At 60.9% G+C, this 20,322-nt stretch carries 20 protein-coding genes; 16 read left to right on the top strand and 4 right to left on the bottom strand.

Annotated features, from left to right (window positions below; genetic code table 11):
* Window positions 1-12 precede the first annotated feature (12 nt).
* The 5 genes from LRO94_RS21625 (at window position 13) to LRO94_RS21605 (ending at window position 4,810) form a co-directional block, all read left to right on the top strand.
* Window positions 13-573, top strand: coding sequence for a DUF1285 domain-containing protein (locus tag LRO94_RS21625; protein ID WP_095185659.1), 561 nt, complete (start codon window positions 13-15; stop codon window positions 571-573).
* A gap of 70 nt (window positions 574-643) precedes the next feature.
* On the top strand, window positions 644-1,357 hold the full coding sequence (locus LRO94_RS21620; protein WP_179180001.1) for a GntR family transcriptional regulator: 714 nt from the start codon (window positions 644-646) through the stop codon (window positions 1,355-1,357).
* Entirely contained in the window at window positions 1,354-2,355 is a 1,002-nt protein-coding gene (locus LRO94_RS21615; RefSeq protein ID WP_179180002.1) for an ADP-ribosylglycohydrolase family protein, read from the top strand. Before LRO94_RS21620 ends, LRO94_RS21615 begins: the two co-directional genes overlap by 4 nt.
* Before the next feature lie 78 nt (window positions 2,356-2,433).
* Complete coding sequence (locus tag LRO94_RS21610) at window positions 2,434-3,900, top strand: purine-cytosine permease family protein (protein ID WP_032886818.1); 1,467 nt, start codon at window positions 2,434-2,436, stop codon at window positions 3,898-3,900.
* Window positions 3,893-4,810, top strand: a complete 918-nt coding sequence (locus tag LRO94_RS21605; RefSeq protein ID WP_179180003.1) for a PfkB family carbohydrate kinase — start codon at window positions 3,893-3,895, stop codon at window positions 4,808-4,810. The genes LRO94_RS21610 and LRO94_RS21605 overlap by 8 nt, the downstream gene beginning before the upstream one ends.
* A 120-nt stretch (window positions 4,811-4,930) precedes the next feature.
* Here LRO94_RS21605 and LRO94_RS21600 read toward each other — a convergent pair whose 3' ends face one another.
* Together LRO94_RS21600 and LRO94_RS21595 are read right to left on the bottom strand one after the other, a co-directional pair.
* A complete protein-coding gene (locus LRO94_RS21600) occupies window positions 4,931-5,191 on the bottom strand; it encodes a hypothetical protein (protein WP_032886820.1) in 261 nt (86 codons plus the stop codon).
* 51 nt (window positions 5,192-5,242) lie between these two features.
* A complete protein-coding gene (locus LRO94_RS21595) occupies window positions 5,243-5,581 on the bottom strand; it encodes a hypothetical protein (protein WP_032886822.1) in 339 nt (112 codons plus the stop codon).
* 277 nt (window positions 5,582-5,858) lie between these two features.
* Here LRO94_RS21595 and LRO94_RS21590 point away from each other — a divergent pair, with 277 nt between their 5' ends.
* From LRO94_RS21590 to LRO94_RS21565, 6 genes are all read left to right on the top strand, one after another.
* The gene (locus tag LRO94_RS21590; RefSeq protein ID WP_032886823.1) at window positions 5,859-6,338 is read left to right on the top strand and encodes a GNAT family N-acetyltransferase; all 480 of its coding nucleotides are present in this window, start codon (window positions 5,859-5,861) and stop codon (window positions 6,336-6,338) included.
* Window positions 6,339-6,495: 157 nt separating this feature from the next.
* Window positions 6,496-7,317, top strand: coding sequence for an SDR family oxidoreductase (locus LRO94_RS21585; protein ID WP_032886824.1), 822 nt, complete (start codon window positions 6,496-6,498; stop codon window positions 7,315-7,317).
* A 37-nt stretch (window positions 7,318-7,354) separates the two neighbouring features.
* Window positions 7,355-8,341, top strand: a complete 987-nt coding sequence (locus tag LRO94_RS21580) for a substrate-binding domain-containing protein (protein WP_095186531.1) — start codon at window positions 7,355-7,357, stop codon at window positions 8,339-8,341.
* Entirely contained in the window at window positions 8,338-9,840 is a 1,503-nt protein-coding gene (gene araG, locus LRO94_RS21575; protein WP_122681216.1) for an L-arabinose ABC transporter ATP-binding protein AraG, read from the top strand. Before LRO94_RS21580 ends, araG begins: the two co-directional genes overlap by 4 nt.
* A 9-nt stretch (window positions 9,841-9,849) precedes the next feature.
* Window positions 9,850-10,818, top strand: coding sequence for an L-arabinose ABC transporter permease AraH (araH, locus tag LRO94_RS21570; RefSeq protein ID WP_122681215.1), 969 nt, complete (start codon window positions 9,850-9,852; stop codon window positions 10,816-10,818).
* 654 nt (window positions 10,819-11,472) lie between these two features.
* Window positions 11,473-12,276 (top strand): IclR family transcriptional regulator, encoded by an 804-nt coding sequence (locus LRO94_RS21565; protein ID WP_032887414.1) that lies wholly within the window; start codon window positions 11,473-11,475, stop codon window positions 12,274-12,276.
* Here the strand turns inward: LRO94_RS21565 and LRO94_RS21560 are convergent, their stop codons facing one another.
* Window positions 12,277-13,329: an NAD(P)-dependent alcohol dehydrogenase gene (locus tag LRO94_RS21560; protein ID WP_032887416.1), complete on the bottom strand. Its 1,053-nt coding sequence runs from the start codon at window positions 13,327-13,329 to the stop codon at window positions 12,277-12,279.
* 182 nt (window positions 13,330-13,511) lie between these two features.
* Between LRO94_RS21560 and LRO94_RS21555 the strand changes: the two genes are divergently transcribed.
* On the top strand, window positions 13,512-14,405 hold the full coding sequence (locus LRO94_RS21555) for an AraC family transcriptional regulator (RefSeq protein ID WP_032887418.1): 894 nt from the start codon (window positions 13,512-13,514) through the stop codon (window positions 14,403-14,405).
* Here the strand turns inward: LRO94_RS21555 and LRO94_RS21550 are convergent.
* Entirely contained in the window at window positions 14,402-15,793 is a 1,392-nt protein-coding gene (locus tag LRO94_RS21550) for an aminotransferase-like domain-containing protein (protein WP_095185323.1), read from the bottom strand. The genes LRO94_RS21555 and LRO94_RS21550 overlap by 4 nt on opposite strands.
* Before the next feature lie 349 nt (window positions 15,794-16,142).
* Here LRO94_RS21550 and LRO94_RS21545 point away from each other — a divergent pair, with 349 nt between their 5' ends.
* The 4 genes from LRO94_RS21545 to thrC all read left to right on the top strand — a co-directional run bounded on the left by LRO94_RS21545 (window position 16,143) and on the right by thrC (window position 20,316).
* A complete protein-coding gene (locus LRO94_RS21545; protein ID WP_179180004.1) occupies window positions 16,143-17,348 on the top strand; it encodes a benzoate/H(+) symporter BenE family transporter in 1,206 nt (401 codons plus the stop codon).
* Window positions 17,345-18,517 carry an NAD(P)/FAD-dependent oxidoreductase gene (locus tag LRO94_RS21540; RefSeq protein WP_179180005.1) on the top strand — a complete coding sequence of 391 codons (1,173 nt, stop codon included), beginning with the start codon at window positions 17,345-17,347 and terminating at the stop codon, window positions 18,515-18,517. Before LRO94_RS21545 ends, LRO94_RS21540 begins: the two co-directional genes overlap by 4 nt.
* Before the next feature lie 30 nt (window positions 18,518-18,547).
* Window positions 18,548-18,979 carry a Rid family detoxifying hydrolase gene (locus tag LRO94_RS21535; RefSeq protein WP_050442841.1) on the top strand — a complete coding sequence of 144 codons (432 nt, stop codon included), beginning with the start codon at window positions 18,548-18,550 and terminating at the stop codon, window positions 18,977-18,979.
* A gap of 95 nt (window positions 18,980-19,074) precedes the next feature.
* Entirely contained in the window at window positions 19,075-20,316 is a 1,242-nt protein-coding gene (thrC, locus tag LRO94_RS21530; RefSeq protein WP_032887425.1) for a threonine synthase, read from the top strand.
* Window positions 20,317-20,322 lie beyond the last annotated feature (6 nt).

Genomic DNA, 20,322 nt, shown 5'->3' with positions numbered 1-20,322 from the left:
AGGGAGAACCCCATGACCGATTCCGCCAAGGCCAACGACCTTTTGGCCCAACTGCCCAAAGGCAAGGGACCGGCGCCGGTGCACCTGTGGAACCCGGACTTCTGCGGCAACATCGACATGCGCATCGCCCGCGATGGCACTTGGTTCTACCAAGGCACGCCTATTGGGCGAAAGCCGATGGTCAAGTTGTTCTCCAATATCATTCGCCGCGATGGCGATGATTATTTCCTGATTACTCCCGTGGAAAAAGTCGGCATCACCGTCGATGATGCGCCCTTTGTCGCGTTGACCCTGGAGGTTGAAGGGCAGGGTGAAAGCCAGTTGCTGCGCTTCACCACCAACGTCGATGAACAGATCGAAGCTGATATCGAACATCCGCTGCGGGTGGTCATCGACCCCGTCACCCAGGAACCTGCGCCCTATCTACGGGTGCGTACCAACCTCGAAGCGCTGGTGCACCGCAACGTGTTCTATCAATTGGTCGAGCTTGCTGTAAGCCGTCCGATCAACGGTCAGAACTGGCTGGGCGTGTGGAGCGGTGGCGAGTTTTTCCCGATCGGCGTGGAACCTTGAGGCCGGTTTTTTCACCTTCTTGAAATAATAAGCTTGCTGCTAACGGGCGCTTTCGGTTATCAATTTGTACATGATTAGACATGTTCGATTTGATAAGAAAAAACGCGTCGTCGACGAGCTCATCCGCCGTATCGAGGGTGGGGTGATGGCCGACGGTTTCCTGCTGCCAGGCGAGCACCAACTAGCGGAAGAGTTTGCAGTCAGCCGCGGCACCCTGCGCGAAGCCCTGGCCGAACTCAAGCGGCGCAACTACATTGCGACCCAGAGCGGCGTCGGCTCCATCGTCACATTTGACGGCATGGTGCTCGATCAAAACAGCGGGTGGGCCCAGGCCTTGGCGGACAATGGCGCCTTGGTGACCACCGATGTCCTGCGCCTGGAAGCGGTGACGCGCCCCGACCTGTTCAGCCGGTTCGGCACCGATCAATTTATCGCCCTCGACCGCCGCCGGCGCACCACCGATGGTGCCGCCGTGTCCCTTGAACGTTCGTTGATGCCCGCGTCCGGTGGCCTGGAAAGCCTGCCCCGCGTCGGCCTGATCGACAATTCCCTGACCATCACCCTGGCGGCCTACGGCTATGTCGGCGCCGAAGGTGACCAGTGGATCGGCGCCGAACCCCTCAGCGATGAAGACGCCCTACTGCTCGGTCGCCCGGCGGGGACCGTATTCCTCAAGGCATCGCGCACCACCTATGACCGGCGCGAGCGTTTCATGGAGCACGTCGAAAGCTTGCTTGACCCTCTGCACTTTCGCCTGCACCTGCAAATTGGATCTTCGAAATGACCTCGAATAACCGTGCCGTTGGCGCTTTCTACGGTCTCGCGCTGGGCGATGCCCTGGGCATGCCTACTCAGTCCCTCAGCCGCGAGCAGGTGCGACAGCGCTTCGGTGCTATCACCACCTTGGAAGATGCCGGTGCCGACCAACCTATCGCGCCGAACATGCCCGCCGGTTCCATTACCGATGACACCGAACAGGCAATTCTGGTCGGCGAGTTGCTGGTTGAAGGCCAAGGCAAGATTGAGCCCACCGTGCTCGCCCAGCGCCTGATCGACTGGGAAGCGGTGATGCGTGCCAAGGGTTCCCAGGACCTGCTCGGCCCGTCGACCAAGCGTGCCATCGACATGATCCTTGCCGGTCATACCCCGGAAGAGTCCGGCCGCTACGGCACCACCAACGGTGCCGCCATGCGCATCACGCCGGTGGGAATCGCCGCCGATGTCAGCGACCCGGCAGCGTTTATCCAGGCGGTCATCCAGGCGTGCCAGGTCACCCACAACACCACCTTGGGCATCTCCAGTGCAGCGGCGGTGGCGGCGGTGGTGTCAGCCGGTATCAACGGTGCGGACCTCGGCGAAGCGTTGAATATTGGCGCCCAGATCGCCCGACAGGCGGAAGGCCACGGTCATTGGGTTGCTGGCGGGCGTATCTCCACCCGTATCAGTTGGGCGCGCACTCTGAGTGTCGGCAGCGGCGACAAAGCGTTGTTTGCTGAACTGCTCTACGAATTGATCGGCACCTCAGTCGCCTCCCAGGAGTCGGTGGTGGTGTCGTTTGCCCTCGCCCAGCAAGTGGCAGTGGGGGATATGAACGCCTTCGAGGCTTTGTGCCTGGCCGCCAGCCTTGGCGGTGACACCGACACCATCGCGGCGATTCTGGGTGCAATGCTCGGCGCCTGTTTAGGCATGCAGTGCTGGCCTGCGGCAATGATTGAACAGATCAAGGCCGTGAATGGGTTGGACTTGCAGCCGTTGGTTGAAGATCTGTTGAAAATGCGCTGAGTCAGGACAGTTGGGAAGACCGATTCACCTTGCACACCTGCCACAACCACAACAATACCGGCACCAGGAGCACCCCTCATGAGCAGCACCTCTTCCGGCCAAAGCGCCGGACAATTGGAAACACGCGGCATCGAACCGGTCCCCGAAGGCGAGTGCAATGGCCATCCGCTGCAACTGTTCTGGGTGTGGTTCGCCGCCAACATCAGCATCCTCGGCTTGCCGCTCGGCGCGACGTTGGTGGCGTTCCGTGGCCTGGCAATCTGGCAGGCGATCATCGTGGCGATCCTCGGCGCAGCAGGCTCCTTCGCGGTGGTGGGCATCATCTCCATCGCTGGCCGTCGTGGTAGGGCTCCCAGCCTGACCCTGTCCCGCGCTATCTTCGGCGTGCGCGGCAATATCGGCCCAACGCTGGTGTCGCTGATGTCGCGCCTGGGCTGGGAAACCGTCAACACCACCACCGCCGCCTTTGTGCTGCTGTCGTTGTGCTCGATCCTGTTCGGGTCGCCGGTCGAGGCCAAAAGCGCGCCGGTGCTGACCCTGATCTTCATTGCCATCTTCGTGTTGCTGACCCTGTCCGTTTCCGGCCTGGGCCATGCCACCCTGCTGGTCATCCAGAAGTGGGCCACGTACGTGTTTGGTGCGTTGAATATCCTGGTCGGCGGCTTCCTCTGCGCCACCATCGACTGGAGCGCCGTGTTCAACGCCACACCCGCACCGCTGAGCGCAATGATCATCGGCATAGGCACCATGGCCGCCGGCACCGGTATCGGTTGGGCCAACGCCGGTGCCGACATGTCGCGCTACCAGCACCGCAGCGTCAAGGCCGTGCGTCTGGTGGCATCCGCCGCGTTTGGTGCGGGCATTCCGCTGGTACTGCTCATCACCCTCGGCGGCTTGCTGTCGGTGGGCAACAACGACCTGGCCTCGGCCACCGACCCGATCATCGCGATCCGGGACATGCTGCCTACCTGGATGGCCGTGCCGTACCTGATCACCGCGTTCGGCGGTTTGCTGCTGTCCAATAACCTGTCGGTATACTCGGCCGGTCTCACCACCTTGACCCTCGGCTTGAAGGTCAAGCGCGTGCACGCAGTGATCGTCGACATCGTCGCGATCTTCGCCGGTTCGATTTACTTCATGTTGATTGCCGACAGTTTCTACGGTCCGTTCATCACCTTCATCTCGTTGCTGGCGGTGCCGATTACCGCGTGGGTCGGGATCTTTGTGGTCGACCTGATCCACCGTCACTACTACAGCCCCAAGGATCTGCTGGACGTCAGCCCCAGCAGCGCCTACTGGTATCGCGGCGGTGTGGAGTGGCGTGCGTTCGGCGCGTGGGCCGTGGCGATTGTGCTGGGCTTCAGCTTCACCACCATCGGTACCACCGCCGAAAATATCTGGTTCGCCGGGCCGCTGTCCGACTCCTGGCTGGGCCACAACGGCCTGGGCTGGATTGTCACCTTTCTGGTGGCCGGCGGGATTTATGCGGTACTGGGCGGTGCGGCTGATCGTCGCCCAGCATTAGTAGAGAGCCCCAATGTCTAGATTGCTGCACACCGGCCAGGTCATTGTTGACCTGATCATGGCCCTCGATACCTTGCCCGCCACCGGCGGCGACGTGCTCGCCAAGTCCGCCGGTTTCGAAGCCGGCGGCGGCTTCAATGTAATGGCGGCGGCACGACGCAATGGGTTGCCGGTGGTTTACCTGGGGCGCCACGGCAACGGCCGCTTTGGCGACCTGGCCCGCGCGGCGATGCAGGCCGAGGGCGTGGAAATGGCCCAGGCGGCAAGTGAGGGAAAGGACACCGGGTTGTGTGTCTCGCTGACCGAGGCCACCACCGAGCGCACCTTCATCTCCCATATCGGCGCTGAAGGTGACTTGACTGCCGATGACTTAGCGCGCGTCGTTCCCCAGGCTGATGATTATGTATACGTCAGCGGCTACAGCCTGCTGCTGGAAGGCAAAGCGCAGGCCTTGCTCGATTGGTTGCTGGCGTTACCCCGCGCTATCACCGTGGTGTTCGACCCGGGCCCGCTGGTCAAGGCGCCCGATTCTGCACTGATGATTGCCTTGCTGCCACGTATCGACATCTGGACCAGCAATGGCCCGGAAGCCTTGGCGTTTACCGGTGCGAAAACACTGGCGGACGCACTGCTGGACCTCAATCGGCATCTGCCTGATGGCGCGCTGCTGGTGGTGCGTGATGGGCCGAATGGCTGTTGGGTCAGTCGTCACGGACATGCCGACCATGTACCAGGTTTTAAGGTGAGGGCAGTGGATAGCAATGGCGCGGGTGATGCGCATGCGGGGGTGTTTATCGCAGGTTTGGCCGCGGGTTTGACACCGTGTGAGGCAGCGCGTCGGGCGAATGCGGCGGCGGCGCTGGCGGTGACCCGTTGGGGTCCGGCCACCTCGCCTGGCACCGATGAAGTTGACGCTTTGCTCACTCACTGAGCGCGGAGCAGACATGTGGAAGGGGGCGTGCTCCCGATTGCAGTGCATCAGCCCATGTACAGGTAGCTGACATACCGCTATCGGGAGCACGCCCCCTCGCACATTTGGTTGGTGTGGAGGCTACTGACCGGCGTCCAGTTTGCGCGCCTCATCCACTCCAGATGCCGTCAGCTTGATCGGCAAGTTCAGCGAGTATTCACCGGCGTCGTCGGTGGTCACATGCCCATCCTTGATAAACCCGCGGTCCTGTAGGAACGCCAACACACTGGCGACCTCCTTTTCGCCGCGGTAGTTATCCAGCACCTCCTTGCCCAAACCTTGTGGGTGGGCGTGCAGCAGGCGGGTGAGGACTTCTTTTTCAAGGTTTCTATCGACGTTCATGCGTACCTCTTCACTGGGAAATGATCGGGTGTTCATCTTGCGGTCGAGTGCTTAAGGCGCAGGTTGTTTCGGCGCGCCGGGCAGGTTCGAGTCGTCGCCTTTGTTGATCTTCGGCTCATTGATCGACGGGCCCATTTTACCGTTGCCGACTGCGGCAGGTGCCTGGCGCTCGGTGTCGTGGCCCTTGGTATGCGGGTCGGCGCCGTTGGCGTTATCAATGACTGCGCCACCATTGGTATCCAGGCCAGTGCCCATGGATTTTTGCGATTCGGTGGTGGCGTCAGGCGTAGGATCGGTCGGGCCGGTGGTCGAGCTGGCAGCGACGGCGCTCAGCGATGCGGCGGACAGCAGGCCGGTGAGGGCGAAGGCAGCAAACTTGGAAGGCTTCATGAGGATATCTCCATAGAATTAATGTCCTTACCCTCTATTGGTCAGTTGCCGTTTGTTGATGGTGCCTTGATGGCGACGAACGGTATCAGCGCGCCTGTAAGATTTTGTGTGGCGCGGCCCCTCACCACTCCCGCCGCGCCACCCCCGGCTTTGTCGTGTGCGTGCGGGTGCTTGCAGCAGCGCAGGCCGGCGTAACTGCACGGCCCATGAAAATGCGCTGCAATCAGTCATCAAAGCGCCTTAGTATGTCGGCTTTGAAATTGCCCAAGGCTTGCCCATGACCATCGAGATTCGCCCCGCCGTGCCCAGCGATGCTGCGCAGATCCTGACGTTCATCACTGAACTCGCCGAGTACGAGAAAGCCCGGCATGAAGTGATCGCCAGCGTGGTGGATATCCAGCGCAGCCTGTTCAGCGAGGGCGCCACCGCCCATGGCCTGATCTGCTTGCGCGATGGCTTGCCGATTGGTTTTGCGGTGTTCTTTTTCAGCTATTCCACTTGGCTGGGCAGCAACTGCTTGTACCTGGAAGACCTCTATATCAACCCCGAGCAGCGCGGTGGCGGGGCGGGTAAGAAGTTGCTGCGCCACCTTGCCAAGATCGCGTTTGATAACGGCTGCGCGCGCTTCGAGTGGAGCGTGCTGGACTGGAACGAGCCGGCGATCGCCTTCTATAAATCCATCGGCGCCCAGCCTCAGGAAGAGTGGGTGCGCTATCGCATGGAAGGTGATGCATTACGAGATTTTGCCCTGGGCTGATTGTCATCCTGCCTACAAAACCGGCCAATTCAGGGCCGGTTTTTTTATGTCTAAGTTCACAATATGGGATGCAAATTTATATATTGAGATATTTCGGGATCTGGGTTTATAGTCGGCGACATCAGCACTCACTACCAAAAATAAAACAGGTGAAGCGATGCAGGCACAACCGTTGTCACTCCCCGCCGTGCCCGAGCCCACTTACGGCGAGCGGCTCAAAGGCAAGGTGGTGATCATTACCGGCGCCGCCCAAGGCATTGGCGAAGCGATCGTCGCGTGTTTCCAGGCCCAGCAGGCGCGCCTGGTTATCGCCGATATTCAGGGTGAAAAAGTCGAGAAGGTGGCCGCCCATTGGCGCGAACGCGGTGCGCAGATTTACGCGCAAGCCGTCGACATCACTTCAAAAGAGCAATGGCAGGCGCTGGTCAATGTGGCCATTGAGCGCTTTGGTCGCGTGGATGTGCTGGTCAACTGTGCTGGCGTCAATGTGTTCTGCGACCCGCTGGAGATGACCGACGAAGATTGGCGCCGCTGCTTCGCCATTGACCTCGACGGCGCCTGGTTTGGCTGCCGCACGGTGCTACCGCACATGATTGAGCAGGGCGTCGGCAACATCATCAATATCGCCTCTACCCATTCCAGCCACATCATTCCTGGTTGCTTCCCGTACCCCGTCGCCAAGCATGGCTTGCTCGGCCTCACCCGAGCCCTCGGTATCGAATACGCGCCCAAGGGCATTCGCGTTAACGCTATCGCGCCGGGCTATATCGAAACCCAACTCAACGTCGACTACTGGAACGGTTTTTCCGACCCCCACGCCGAGCGCCAGCGCGCATTTGACCTGCACCCGCCCAAACGCATCGGCCAGCCGGTGGAGGTGGCGATGACTGCGCTGTTTTTGGCCACCGACGAGGCGCCCTTTATCAATGCCACCTGCCTGATGATCGATGGCGGGCGGTCTGTGATGTATCACGACTAGAACTTTTACCGCTCAATAACAATAAAAGGTGTCGTTCATGAAAAAAGCTCTACGCGTCCTTGCCGCCGCCGTTGCTTTAAGCAGCCTCAGCAGCCTCGCATCCGCCGAAGAAGTGAAGATCGGCTTCCTGGTCAAACAGGCCGAAGAACCCTGGTTCCAGACTGAATGGGCCTTCGCCGAAAAAGCCGGCAAGGAACACGGTTTCACCGTGATCAAAATCGCCGTGCCCGATGGTGAGAAAACCCTTTCCGCCATCGACAGCCTGGCCGCCAACGGTGCCAAGGGCTTTGTGATCTGCCCGCCGGACGTGTCCCTCGGCCCAGCCATCGTGGCCAAGGCCAAGCTCAATGGCTTGAAAGTCATGGCCGTGGATGACCGTTTCGTCGATGCCAAAGGCAACTTCATGGAGGACGTGCCGTACCTGGGCATGGCCGCTTTTGAAGTCGGTCAGAAACAAGGCGCCGCCATGGCTGCCGAAGCGAAAAAACGTGGCTGGGACTGGAAGGACACCTACGCGGTGATTAACACCTTCAACGAACTCGACACCGGTAAAAAACGCACCGACGGCTCGATCAAATCCCTTGAAGAAGCCGGCATTCCGAAAGACCACATCCTCACCGCCGCACTGAAAACCCTCGACGTCCCTGGCAGCATGGACGCCACCAACTCGGCGCTGGTCAAGCTGCCCAGCGGTGCGAAAAACCTGATCATCGGCGGCATGAACGACAACACCGTGCTCGGCGGCGTGCGCGCTACCGAAAGCGCGGGCTTCAAAGCGGCCAACGTGATCGGCATCGGCATCAATGGCACCGACGCCATCGGCGAACTGAAAAAGGCCGACAGCGGCTTCTTCGGCTCCATGCTGCCAAGCCCGCATATCGAGGGCTATAACACGGCGCTGATGATGTACGAGTGGGTCACCAAAGGTACCGAGCCACCGAAGTACACCGCGATGGATGAAGTCACCCTGATCACCCGCGCCAACTTCCAGGAAGAACTGACCAAGATCGGGCTGTGGAAATGAGTGCGGCGGCCCTGCGGTTTGAGGGTATCGGCAAAACCTTTCCCGGGGTCAAGGCGCTGGACGGCATCAGCTTCAGCGCCCAGCCCGGGCAGGTGCATGCCTTGATGGGCGAGAACGGCGCGGGCAAGTCGACGCTGCTGAAAATCCTCGGCGGCGCCTACATTCCCAGCAGCGGCACGGTGCAGATCGGCGAGCAGACCATGGCGTTCAAATGCGCTGCGGACAGCATCGCCAGCGGCGTCGCGGTGATCCACCAGGAGCTGCACCTGGTGCCGGAAATGACCGTGGCGGAGAACCTTTTCCTTGGGCACCTGCCGTCGCGTTTTGGGGTGGTCAACCGGAGCCTGCTGCGCAAGCAGGCCCTGGCGTGCCTCAAGGGTCTGGCCGATGAAATCGATCCTGAAGAAAAGCTCGGGCGCTTGTCCCTGGGCCAGCGCCAACTGGTGGAAATCGCCAAGGCGCTGTCCCGTGGTGCCCATGTGATCGCGTTCGACGAACCGACCAGCAGCCTGTCGGCGCGGGAGATCGACCGTTTGATGGCGATCATCACGCGCCTGCGGGATGAGGGCAAAGTGGTGCTGTACGTGTCGCACCGCATGGAAGAAGTGTTCCGGATTTGCAATGCCGTGACGGTGTTCAAAGACGGGCGTTACGTGCGCACTTTTGATGATATGAGTGCGCTCAGCCACGACCAGTTGGTGACCTGCATGGTCGGTCGCGACATTCAGGATATTTACGACTACCGCCCGCGAGAGCATGGCGAGGTCGCACTCAAGGTCGACGGCTTGCTGGGGCCTGGCCTGCGTGAGCCGATCAGTTTCGACGTGCGCAAGGGCGAGATTCTTGGCTTGTTCGGGCTGGTCGGGGCAGGGCGCACGGAGCTGTTTCGTTTGCTCAGCGGGTTGGAACGCAGCAGCGCTGGCAGCCTTGAACTCTGTGGAGAGGCGCTGCAACTGCGTTCCCCGCGCGACGCCATCGCCGCCGGTGTGTTGCTGTGTCCCGAGGACCGCAAAAAGGAAGGCATCATTCCGCTTTCCAGCGTCGCCGAGAACATCAATATCAGCGCCCGTGGTGCCCATTCCTCGTTCGGCTGGTTGCTGCGCGAGCCCTGGGAGAAAGGCAACGCCGACCAGCAAATCAAGGCGATGAAAGTCAAAACCCCGGATGCGCAACAGAAAATCATGTACCTGTCCGGCGGCAATCAGCAGAAGGCCATTTTAGGTCGCTGGCTGTCGATGCCGATGAAGGTCTTGCTGTTGGATGAACCGACGCGGGGCATCGACATCGGCGCCAAGTCGGAGATCTACCAGATCATCCATAACCTGGCGGCCAGCGGCATTGCGGTGATCGTAGTGTCCAGCGACTTGATGGAAGTCATGGGTATTTCCGACCGCATCCTGGTGCTGTGCGAAGGCGCCCTGCGCGGTGAACAAACCCGTGAAAACGCCACCGAATCCAACCTGCTGCAGCTGGCCCTGCCGCGCCGCGTGACGAACTGAGAGACGACCATGAACACTCAAAACAACGCGTTGCCCACCGCACGCAAACCCTTCGATCTGCGCGCACTGCTCGACAACTGGGCGATGCTGTTGGCGGCGGTGAGCATCTTTGTGCTGTGCGCCTTGCTGATCGACAACTTCCTCTCACCGCTGAACATGCGCGGCCTGGGCCTGGCGATTTCCACCGTGGGCATCGCCGCGTGCACCATGCTGTTCTGCCTGGCGTCGGGGCACTTCGACTTGTCGGTGGGCTCGGTGATCGCCTGTGCCGGCGTGGTGGCGGCGATTGTGATGCGCGACACCGAGAGCGTCATGCTCGGCATCGGCGCCGCGCTGCTGATGGGCCTGATCGTCGGGCTGATCAACGGCATCGTCATCGCCAAGCTGCGGGTCAATGCGTTGATCACCACCTTGGCCACGATGCAGATCGTGCGCGGCCTGGCCTACATCTTTGCCGACGGCAAGGCGGTTGGCGTGTCCCAGGAGCAGTTCTTTGTGTTCGGCAACGGCCAGTTGTTCGGCGTGCCGGTGCCGATTTTGATCACCATCGTGTGCTTTGTGTTTTTCGGCTGGCTGCTGAACTACACCACCTACGGGCGCAACACCATGGCCATCGGCGGCAACCCGGAAGCGGCGTTGCTGGCAGGGGTGAACGTTGACCGCACCAAGATCCTGATCTTCGCCGTGCACGGCCTGATCGGCGCGTTGGCCGGGGTGATCCTTGCGTCGCGCATGACCTCAGGCCAGCCGATGATCGGGCAGGGTTTTGAGCTGACGGTCATCTCTGCGTGCGTGCTGGGTGGGGTGTCGTTGAGTGGTGGGATTGGCATGATCCGCCATGTGATCGCGGGGGTGTTGATCCTGGCAATCATCGAGAACGCGATGAACCTGAAGAACATCGACACGTTTTATCAATACGTAATCCGCGGTTCGATCCTGCTACTGGCGGTGGTCATCGACCGCATGAAACAGCGTTGAACCAAATCCTATAAAGGCCAAATGTGGGAGGGGGCTTGCTCCCGATAGCAGTGGGTCAGGTAATGAATATGTAGCTGACACACCGCCATCGGGAGCAAGCCCCCTCCCACAGTTTTAATCGGCGGAGAATTAGAACACGGTGTTTTGGCTGTAAGTTTGTCCTGGGTTCATCAATACGAGATCTGCGGTTTGATCCTGCTACTGGCGGTGGTCATCGACCGCATGAAACAACGCTGATTCAAGCCCTATGAGGTTCAAATGTGGGAGGGGGCTTGCTCCCGATAGCAGTGGGTCAGGTAATGAATATATAGCTGACACACTGCAATCGGGAGCAAGCCCCCTCCCACAGTTTTAATCGGCGGAGAATTTGAATACGGTGTTCTGGTTGTAAGTTTGTATTGGGTTCATCAATGCGTGATCTGCGGTTTGATCCTGCTACTGGCGGTGGTCATCGATCTCATGAAACAACGCTGATCCAAACCCTATGAAAGCCGAATGTGGGAGGGGGCTTGCTCCCGATAGCGGAGTGTCAGTTTGCACATTTGTCTCTGACACACCGCCATCGGGGGCAAGCCCCTCCCACCTATAGATCTCAACTGTATTGACGGGCGGTATTTGCCATAATGCCCGCGCTTTCATACTTATAGGCCCGATATGCAGGAAAACGCCCACACCCCCGTCAAAGACGCCGCCCCCACCGGCACCCAGACCCTGCTGCGTGGCCTGGGCGTGGTGCAGGCAGTGGCGGCCGGTGCGCGGGATCTGAAAGAGATCGCCAAGCGCATCGGCACCACCCGCAGCACCACCCACCGCCTGGCCAGTTGCCTGGTGGATGAGCGTTACCTGCGCGTAGTGCCGCAAGTCGGTTACCTGCTGGGGCCAAAGTTGATTGAACTGGGCTTCCAGGCACGGGAAGAGCTGCCATTGGTGACCCTGGCGGTGCCGTATCTGGACGAGTTGTCCGCGCTGACCGGTGACACCATCCACCTGGCGATTCGCGAATTTGACGACGTGCTGTACCTGCACAAGAACCCCGGCCGTAATGGCCCGGAAATGCGTTCACGGGTCGGCCATCGCATGCCGTTGGCGCGCACGGGCGTAGGCAAGGCAATGCTGCTGGATGACACGGTGCAAGAGTGGCAACGCTTGTACGAAACCAGCCTGCCGGCGGGAGGAAAAAACCTGCAGTGGCCGCAGCACCCGGAGCAATCCTGGGCACAGTTCGAGCAGCGTATGCATGAATATGTGGTGGGCGGTTATGCGTTCGATCTGGAAGACAACGAACCGTCGATCCGCTGCGTGGCGGCACCGGTGCGCGATGCGAGCCGGCGAATCGTCGCCGGCATCAGCATCGCCAGTACCGTGCCTTATATGCCGCTGGAGAAAATGGCCGAGCTGATCCCTGTCATCAAACAAGTCGCAGCGCGGCTTTCAGCGGAGTTGGGCGCGAAGGTCTGATCAGACCTTCAGGGTCGCCATGTCGATGACAAAGCGGTACTTCACATCACCGGCGATCATGCGGGCATAGGCCTCGTTGATCTGGCGGATGTCGAGCATTTCGATGTCGCAGGTGATGCCATGCTCGGCGCAGAAATCCAGGACTTCCTGGGTTTCGGCAATGCCACCGATCAGCGAACCGGCCAGTACTTTACGGCCCAGCACCAGCTTGGCTGCATTCACCGGCGGGTCCACTGGCTCGATCAAACCCACCAGGATGTGCACGCCGTCAAAGCGCAGCACGTCGAGGTAGGGGTTCAGGTCGTGCTGCACTGGGATAGTGTCCAGCAAGAAATCAAAGTGCCCGGCAGCGGCTTTCATCTGCTCGGCGTCGGTGGACACGATCACGTGGTCGGCGCCCTGGCGACGGCCTTCTTCAGCCTTGCTCGCGGAGCGGGTGAACAGCGTGACTTCCGCGCCCATGGCTTTGGCGAACTTGATGCCCATATGGCCCAGACCGCCCATGCCCAGGATCCCGACTTTATCGCCGGCCTTTACGCCGTAGTGCTTGAGCGGCGAGTAAGTGGTGATGCCGGCGCACAGGATCGGCGCGGCGCTGGCCAGGTCGAGCTTGGCCGGAATCTTCACCACAAAGTGCTCGCTGACCACGATGCTGTCGGAATAGCCGCCCATGGTGTTGCTGCCATCCACACGATCCGGCGTGGCGTAGGTCATGGTCGGGCCTTCGAGGCAGTATTGCTCCAGGTCCGATTTGCACGCTTCACAGTGACGGCACGAATCGACCATGCAGCCTACGCCGACGAGGTCGCCGACTTTATGCGCGGTAACGCTGGCGCCGACGGCAGTGACCTTGCCGACAATTTCGTGGCCGGGCATCAGCGGGTACACAGCGATGCCCCATTCGTTGCGCGCCTGGTGGATGTCGGAGTGGCAGACGCCGCAGTACATAATCTCGATCGCCACGTCATCGGCGCGCGGGCTGCGGCGTTCAAACGACATGGGGGCGAGGGGAGTGGTGGCCGACTGGGCGGCATAACCGATGGCGGTATACATGGTGAAACCTCGCAAAAAGCAGTGACAAGTGAGGCGGGCCATTCTCCCCATCGACCGTCGAGGCGACCATGGCGATTGCTCCGAGTCTCATGCCTATTCGTCCGGGAGTGCCCCTTGTTTGGATTTATGTGCCGCCAGACCTGCGATGATGCTCTCATCCCTTTTTCGCGAAGTTTTTTGCCATGTTGTTGACCCGCCATCTCGACGCCAACGCCACGTTGGTTTCCCTGATTGAGGGGCTCACGCCCTGTGACGGTTTTTCCCCTACCCATCTGCCCGGTGTGAAGGTGCTGCGCGCCAGTTGCGACGTGGCGCGCGGACCGCAGATCTATGAGCCGAGCCTGATGTTCGTGGCCCAAGGCAGCAAACTCGCTTATCTGGGGCCGCGGACCCTGGAGTATGGCGCTGGGCATTACTTGATCCAGGCGATGCCCGTGCCGTTCGAGTGCGAGACATTCGCCATGGCGCCCGGAGCACCGCTGTTGGGTGTGTCGGTGGGTATCGACCGTGTGGTGTTGGGGGAGTTGGTGATGGCCATGGGCATGCAGGCTGGGCCGCCACCGACCCCGCAAACCCTGGAGTCGATGAGTTCGGTGGTGCTGGATGACGCCATGCGCGGTTGCGTCGAACGGTTGTTGCAGTGCCTGCACGATCCGCTGGAAAGCCGGATCATGGGGCCAGCGCGGGTGCGCGAATTGTTGTTCACCGCGCTGCGCGGGCCGCAGGCGGATGTGCTGCGTGCGTTGGTAGAGCAACAGGGGCAATTCTCGCGGATTGCCACGTCGTTGAGTCACCTGCATGCCCATTTCGCCGAGCCGCTCAATATCGAGACGTTAGCCGGGTATGCGCACATGAGTGCGTCGACCTTCCATGAGCACTTCAAGCGCTGCACCTTGCTGTCGCCGGTGCAGTACCTCAAGCGTCTGCGCCTGCTCAAGGCCCAGCAATTGCTGCTGGTGGAAGGCATGGGCGTGGCCCAGGCGGCGCACAACGTGGGTTACCAGAGCACGTCGCAGTTCAGTCGCGAATACAAGCGCTACTTCGAGCGCAACCCAGGGGAAGAGCGCGCGGCTTAGTAGTAACGTCGCGGGTCAGAATCGATCAGGCTGGCCAACTTGGTCAGGGCGAAGCGCAGCTCGTCCTGACTGGTGGGCGACATCAGTACCAGCCGTACACTGCGCGTCACCCCGGAACGTTCGGCCTGGAACTGAGTGCCACTGAGCACCAGCACCCCATTGGCCCGCGCCAGCATGGTGAATTCGTCGCTGGTCCAGGGTTCGGGCAGCGTCAGCCAGACATGGTAGGAGTACGGCTGGGTCTTGAGTTCGTAATTGGCGAAGATCTCTTGGGCAATCGCTTGGCGCCCGGCGGCTTCGTTGCGCTGGATACGGATCAGTTTTTTGTCCAGGCCTTCGGTGACGACATTGCTGGCCAGTTGCGCAGTCAGTGGCGACGGCATCCACACGCTGCTGCGGACCATCGACGTCAAGCGTGACAGTAGTTTTGGCGGGCTATACAGGTAGCCGATGCGCAGCGCAGGCATCACCGACTTCGACAGGCTGGTCAGGTACACCGAACGGTCCGGGGCGAACGCCGACAGCGGTTTGATTGACGGGTCGGTGGCGAGAAAACCGTAGATGTCATCGTCGAGAATGATGAAGTCGAACTCTTCGGCCAGCGCCGCGATTTGCGCCCGACGCTTTTGCGACATGATCGCCGCCGTCGGGTTCTGGCAGGTTGCCACGCAGACCAGCATCGCCGGTTTTTCGCGCTGGCACAGTTCGCGCAGTGCCTCGGGGATGATGCCTTCGTCATCCATCGGCACGCCCCGCAGACGGCGCTCCAGGCCGTGGGCCAGGGAAATGATGCCGGGGTAGCAAAGCGCTTCGCAGAGCACCAGGTCGCCGGCGTTGGTCAGGGCGCTCATGGCCACCATCAAGCCATGCTGGGCCCCGGCGGTAATGATCACTTGCTGCCACTGCGCATCGGGCAACGAATGCCGCAACCACTGTGCACCCGCCTCGCGATGAGCCGGGTGGCCGCCATCGGGTGCGTAGTCCAGGGCGCGCGCGAAATCGGTGCTCTTGGCCATGCTCACCAATGCATCGCGCAGCCAGTATTCCAGGGTTTCGCTGTAGGGCTTGATGATCGACAGATCGAGCAGTTCGGACTGCCCAAGATTCAAGGGTACGGACGCGCTGTTACTCGCCGGCAGTTCCAACTGCTTTTGATTGAGCACATACGTGCCGCGCCCCACTTCACCCTGCACCAAGCGACGCCGCTGGGCTTCGCTGTATGCGCGGCTGATGGTGCCCGGCGTGACATTCAGCGTCGTGGCCAGCTCCCGCAGGGTCGGCAGGCGATCGCCTTCGTTCAATACGCCGTTGCCGATATCGCGTGCCAACGCATCGGCAATCGACAAATACATCGGCTGGCCGAATTCGCTTAGCTGGGGAACCCACATGAATGATCACTGCCCATCGTAGAAATGATGAATATCCGAGCATATCACATGGAGGTTAGGCAACTAATAAATCGACACAATTGGCGAATTGATTCGATTGATCCCGTGATTGAATCGATATTGATCGCTAGGTTCAGATATTTTTTGGTTTTTTAATCGCCTTATAAATCAAATAATTAAATGCGTAACGGCGCAAAAACAGGCACGTATAGCAAAAAAACATCCCGTAACAACCTCGCCAGCTATTGAATCAACTCAATTTCTTCAAATACACTCATCTCGAATCGAAGCAATCGACTCAATCTTCCCCTGTTCACTGCCCGGCCCCGCCGCGCCAAGTCGAGACATCATGGACACATTCAGAAAGGATCTATCCCTGTCAGCCGTCATCGCGGGCTTTATTGCCGTGATCATTTCTTATGCCGGCCCGTTGATCATCGTGTTTCAGGCGGCCAAGGAAGCGCACCTGCCCAATGACGTGGTGTCTTCGTGGATCTGGGCGATTTCCATCGGCAGCGGCATCACTGGCCTGTTCCTCAGCTGGCGCCTACGGGTTCCGGTGATTACCGCGTGGTCCACACCTGGCGCGGCATTGCTCGTTTCGATGCTGCCGACGGTGACGCTGCCACAGGCCATCGGTGCCTATGTGGTCGCGTCGGTGATCATTGCCGTGGTGGGGTTGTCCGGCGCATTCGACAAGTTGATGAGTCGACTGCCCAAGGCCATCGCCGCTGCCATGCTTGCCGGCATTCTGTTCCGCTTCGGCGCCGAGCTGTTTACCTCGATCAAGCTGCAACCCGCGCTGGTACTGGCGATGATCGCGGCCTACCTGATCTTCAAACGCCTGTCGCCGCGCTACGCAATTCTTTCGGTGTTGATTATCGGCTGTGCAGTCGCCGCCTCGTTTGGAGAGTTGAACAGCACGGCAATTACCATCGCCGTGGCGCACCCGGTGTTTATCGCGCCGGAATGGAGTTGGCACGCCATCATCAACATCGGCCTGCCGCTGGCGCTGGTGACGCTGACTGGGCAGTACGTGCCGGGCATGGCAGTGTTGCGCACTTCGGGCTACAACACCCCGGCGCGCTCGATCATTTCGGTGACGGCGATCGGTTCGGTGCTGATGGCACCGTTCGGTTCCCACGGCTTCAACCTCGCCGCGATCACCGCTGCCATCTGCACCGGCCGCGAAGCCCACGAGGACCGCGACAAACGCTACATCGCCGGGATCGCCTGCGGGGTGTTCTACATCCTGATGGGCACCTTCGGCGCGACCCTGGCTTCGGTGTTTTCCGCCTTGCCTAAAGAGTTGATTGCGTCCCTCGCCGGGTTGGCCCTGTTCGGTGCGATCAGCGCCGGGCTGACCGGTGCCATGGCCGACGAGAAGCAACGGGAAGCCGCGTTGATCACCTTCCTGGTCACCGCCTCGGGCATGAGTTTCCTCGGCTTGGCCGCGGCGTTCTGGGGCTTGATCTTCGGTCTCGTCGCACACTTCGTGCTGACCTACACCCGAGAAAGCAAGGCCATCGCGATGGCTGAGGGCAGCCGTCCATGACCGCACGTTACGATTTCATAGTGGTGGGCGGTGGCATCGCTGGCGTGTCGGCGGCGTATGAGCTGGCGGCCCACGGCAGCGTTTGCCTGCTGGAGCAGGAGCAGCAACTGGCCTATCACACCACTGGCCGTTCGGCGGCGATCTCCATGGAAAGCTACGGCAACCAGCAGATCCGCTCGCTGACCTGCGCTTCCCGAGGCTTTTTCGAGAACCCGCCCGAAGGCCTGGCCGAACACCCGCTGTGGTCGCCACGCGGTGCCTTGATCGTGGCGCAAGCGCAGCGGGTGGACAAACTGGCTGCGCGGTTCACCGCGGTGCTCGGGCAAGTGCCCACGGCAAAGTTCCTCGACGACAAACAGGTGCTCGAACTGGTGCCCTACCTGGCCGAAGGCGCCTGGAGCGCCGGCATCTATGAGCCCAGCGCGTTCGACCTGGATGTGCACGGCATTCATGGCGCCTACCTCGGCGGCCTGCGGGGGCGCGGCGGTGTGGTCAAGCGCGAAGCCGAAGTGGTGCGCGGCGAACACCGCAACGATCACTGGACCTTGCACACCGCTGACGGCCAACGGTTAGAGGCGTCGATCGTGGTCAACGCTGCCGGCGCCTGGGCTGATGAGTTTGCCCAGCGTTGCGGGGTGCCCAAGGTTGGTGTGCGGCCGTTGCGCCGCACGGTGCTGGCGGTGGATCCGCAGTGCGACGTGCACCACACGCCGTACCTGGGCACGGTGGACGAAGACATTTTCATCAAGCCGGAAGCCGGGCGCCTGATCGTCTCGCCCTGCGATGAAAACCCGTCGCTGCCCTGTGACGCGCTGCCTGACGAGCTGGACCTGGCGATCACCATGGACCGTCTGCAAAGCACTACGCGCCTGCGTCCACGCTCGATCATCAACAAGTGGGCAGGCCTGCGTACCTTTGTTGCCGACCGGTCCCCGGTGCTCGGCCAGGATCCGCAACACGAGAGCTTTATCTGGCTAGCCGCCCTCGGTGGCTACGGCATTCAAGCCGCGCCAGCCATTGCCCGGCTGTGCAGTCACGCGGCGTTGGGCATCGCCATGCCGACCGATCTGGCGGCGCTGCAACTCAACTACCAGCATTTCTCCCCGGCGCGTTGCCGCGACGAGGCGTTTTCCAGCCTGGCCGTCAAACAGGTTGCCGATTTGCACTAACCCTCCACCCACTTCACAAGGAACGTCACCATGCAGACCAACGCTCAACACCAGTCCGTCGCCAAGCCTTTCCTGGGCGAAGAAAACGTGATCTTCACCGACAAGGCGCCGCTGCCCCTGGGCACGTATTCCCAAGGGATCAAGGTCAGTCACGGGCAAACCATCTACCTGTCGGCACAGACTCCCGTCTCGGCGCTGAACAACGAGGTGCTGGCCAAGGACTTCGAAGGCCAGTTGCGTCAGACCCTGGACAATCTGCAGCAAATGGCCGAGGCCGCAGGCGGCACTTTGGCGAACGTGGTCAAGGTCACGGCGTTCATCACGGACTTGAGCGAGTTCCCGACCCTCAACCGGGTGATGGAGGAGTACTTCACCCAGCCATACCCGGCGCGCACCACTGCCGGGGCCAGCGCCCTCGCGCGCAATACCCTGGTCGCCATCGACGCCATCATGGTGGTCTGAAGCCCACTCTCTGCGTGCAGTGCCCGTCGGTCCGGGGCAGTGGACCGACGTCGGCAGCAAAAGCACCCGCACCGCGTATTTTCAGGGGGTTGGTCATGAAACATTCGTACAGCGAGTATGTGTTGCAGTGCCTGGTCTGCGATCGCAGCTACCAGCCGCATGAGGTCAGCTACTACTGCCCTCATTGCAAAACCGACGGTGCCCTCGATGCGCTTTACGATTATTCGACGCTCAAGCGCGAATGGTCCAGGGACACCCTGGTCCATGATCACGCCCGAGGCATGTGGCGTTATGACCGGCTGATGCCATTGCGTTCGACGCAGTTCATCCCGCCGCTGCTGGTGGGGAACACGCCGCTGTATTCGCGCCCGGAACTGCTCGGTAGGGGCGCGCGGATCAAGGTCTATATCAAAGATGAATCGCGCCAGCCCACCGGCTCGCTGAAAGACCGCGCCAGCGCCCTGGCGGTGGCCCATGCCATGCAGTCCGGTGCACGTACCGTGGCGGTGGCCAGTACCGGCAACGCCGCCTCGGCCCTGGCCGGGATGAGTGCAAGCCTGGGCCTGCATAACGTGATTTACCTGCCCAAAAGTGCGCCCCGCGAGAAGCTCGCTCAGATGCAAGGCTATGGCGCCGAGATTGTGCTGGTCGATGGCCAGTACGACGAAGCCTTCGAACAATGCCTCAACGCCTGTGAAACCCACGGTTGGTACAACCGCACCACCGGGATCAACTCGTACATGAGCGAAGGCAAGAAAACCGTGGCCTTCGAGATGTGCGAGCAGCTCAACTGGCAGGTGCCGGATCTGGTGTTCGTGCCGGTCGGTAATGGCTGCATTCTGGGCTCGGTCTACAAGGGGTTCTTCGACCTGCTGCAAATGGGCTGGATCGAGCGTATTCCACGTCTGATCGGCGTCCAGGCCGAGCACAGCAACTTTATGTACCGGGCCTGGCGCAGTGACCGGCCGATGCAGCAGATTGAACGCATTGCCCCCACCAGCCTGGCCAGCAGCATCAATGTGGCCTTGCCGCGCGACCGTCTCAAAGCCATGCGCGCCGTGACGGCCAGCGGCGGCGAGTTCATTTGCGTCAGCGATCCGAGCATTGTCGCGGCGGCTTCCCGCCTGGCCGCCAGCACCGGTGTGTTTCCCGAGGCCGGCGCGGCGAGTGCCTTCGCCGGGCTGCTCAAGTACGCCGAAGCACACCCCGACACCCCGCAGACCGCCGTGATCCTGATCACCGGCAGCGGTTTGAAAGACACCTCCATTTTTCTCTCCAACTCGACCAGAGGCCAGACACGGGTGCAATCCCAGCCCCTGGCCGACCTGCTGACCTAGGAATCC

Source organism: Pseudomonas sivasensis, assembly GCF_021391435.1.
In the GTDB taxonomy this organism is placed as follows: Bacteria; Pseudomonadota; Gammaproteobacteria; order Pseudomonadales; family Pseudomonadaceae; genus Aquipseudomonas; species Aquipseudomonas sivasensis.
Note: the sequence above shows the minus strand (reverse complement) of the source record. Positions and strands in the feature narration are given on the sequence as shown.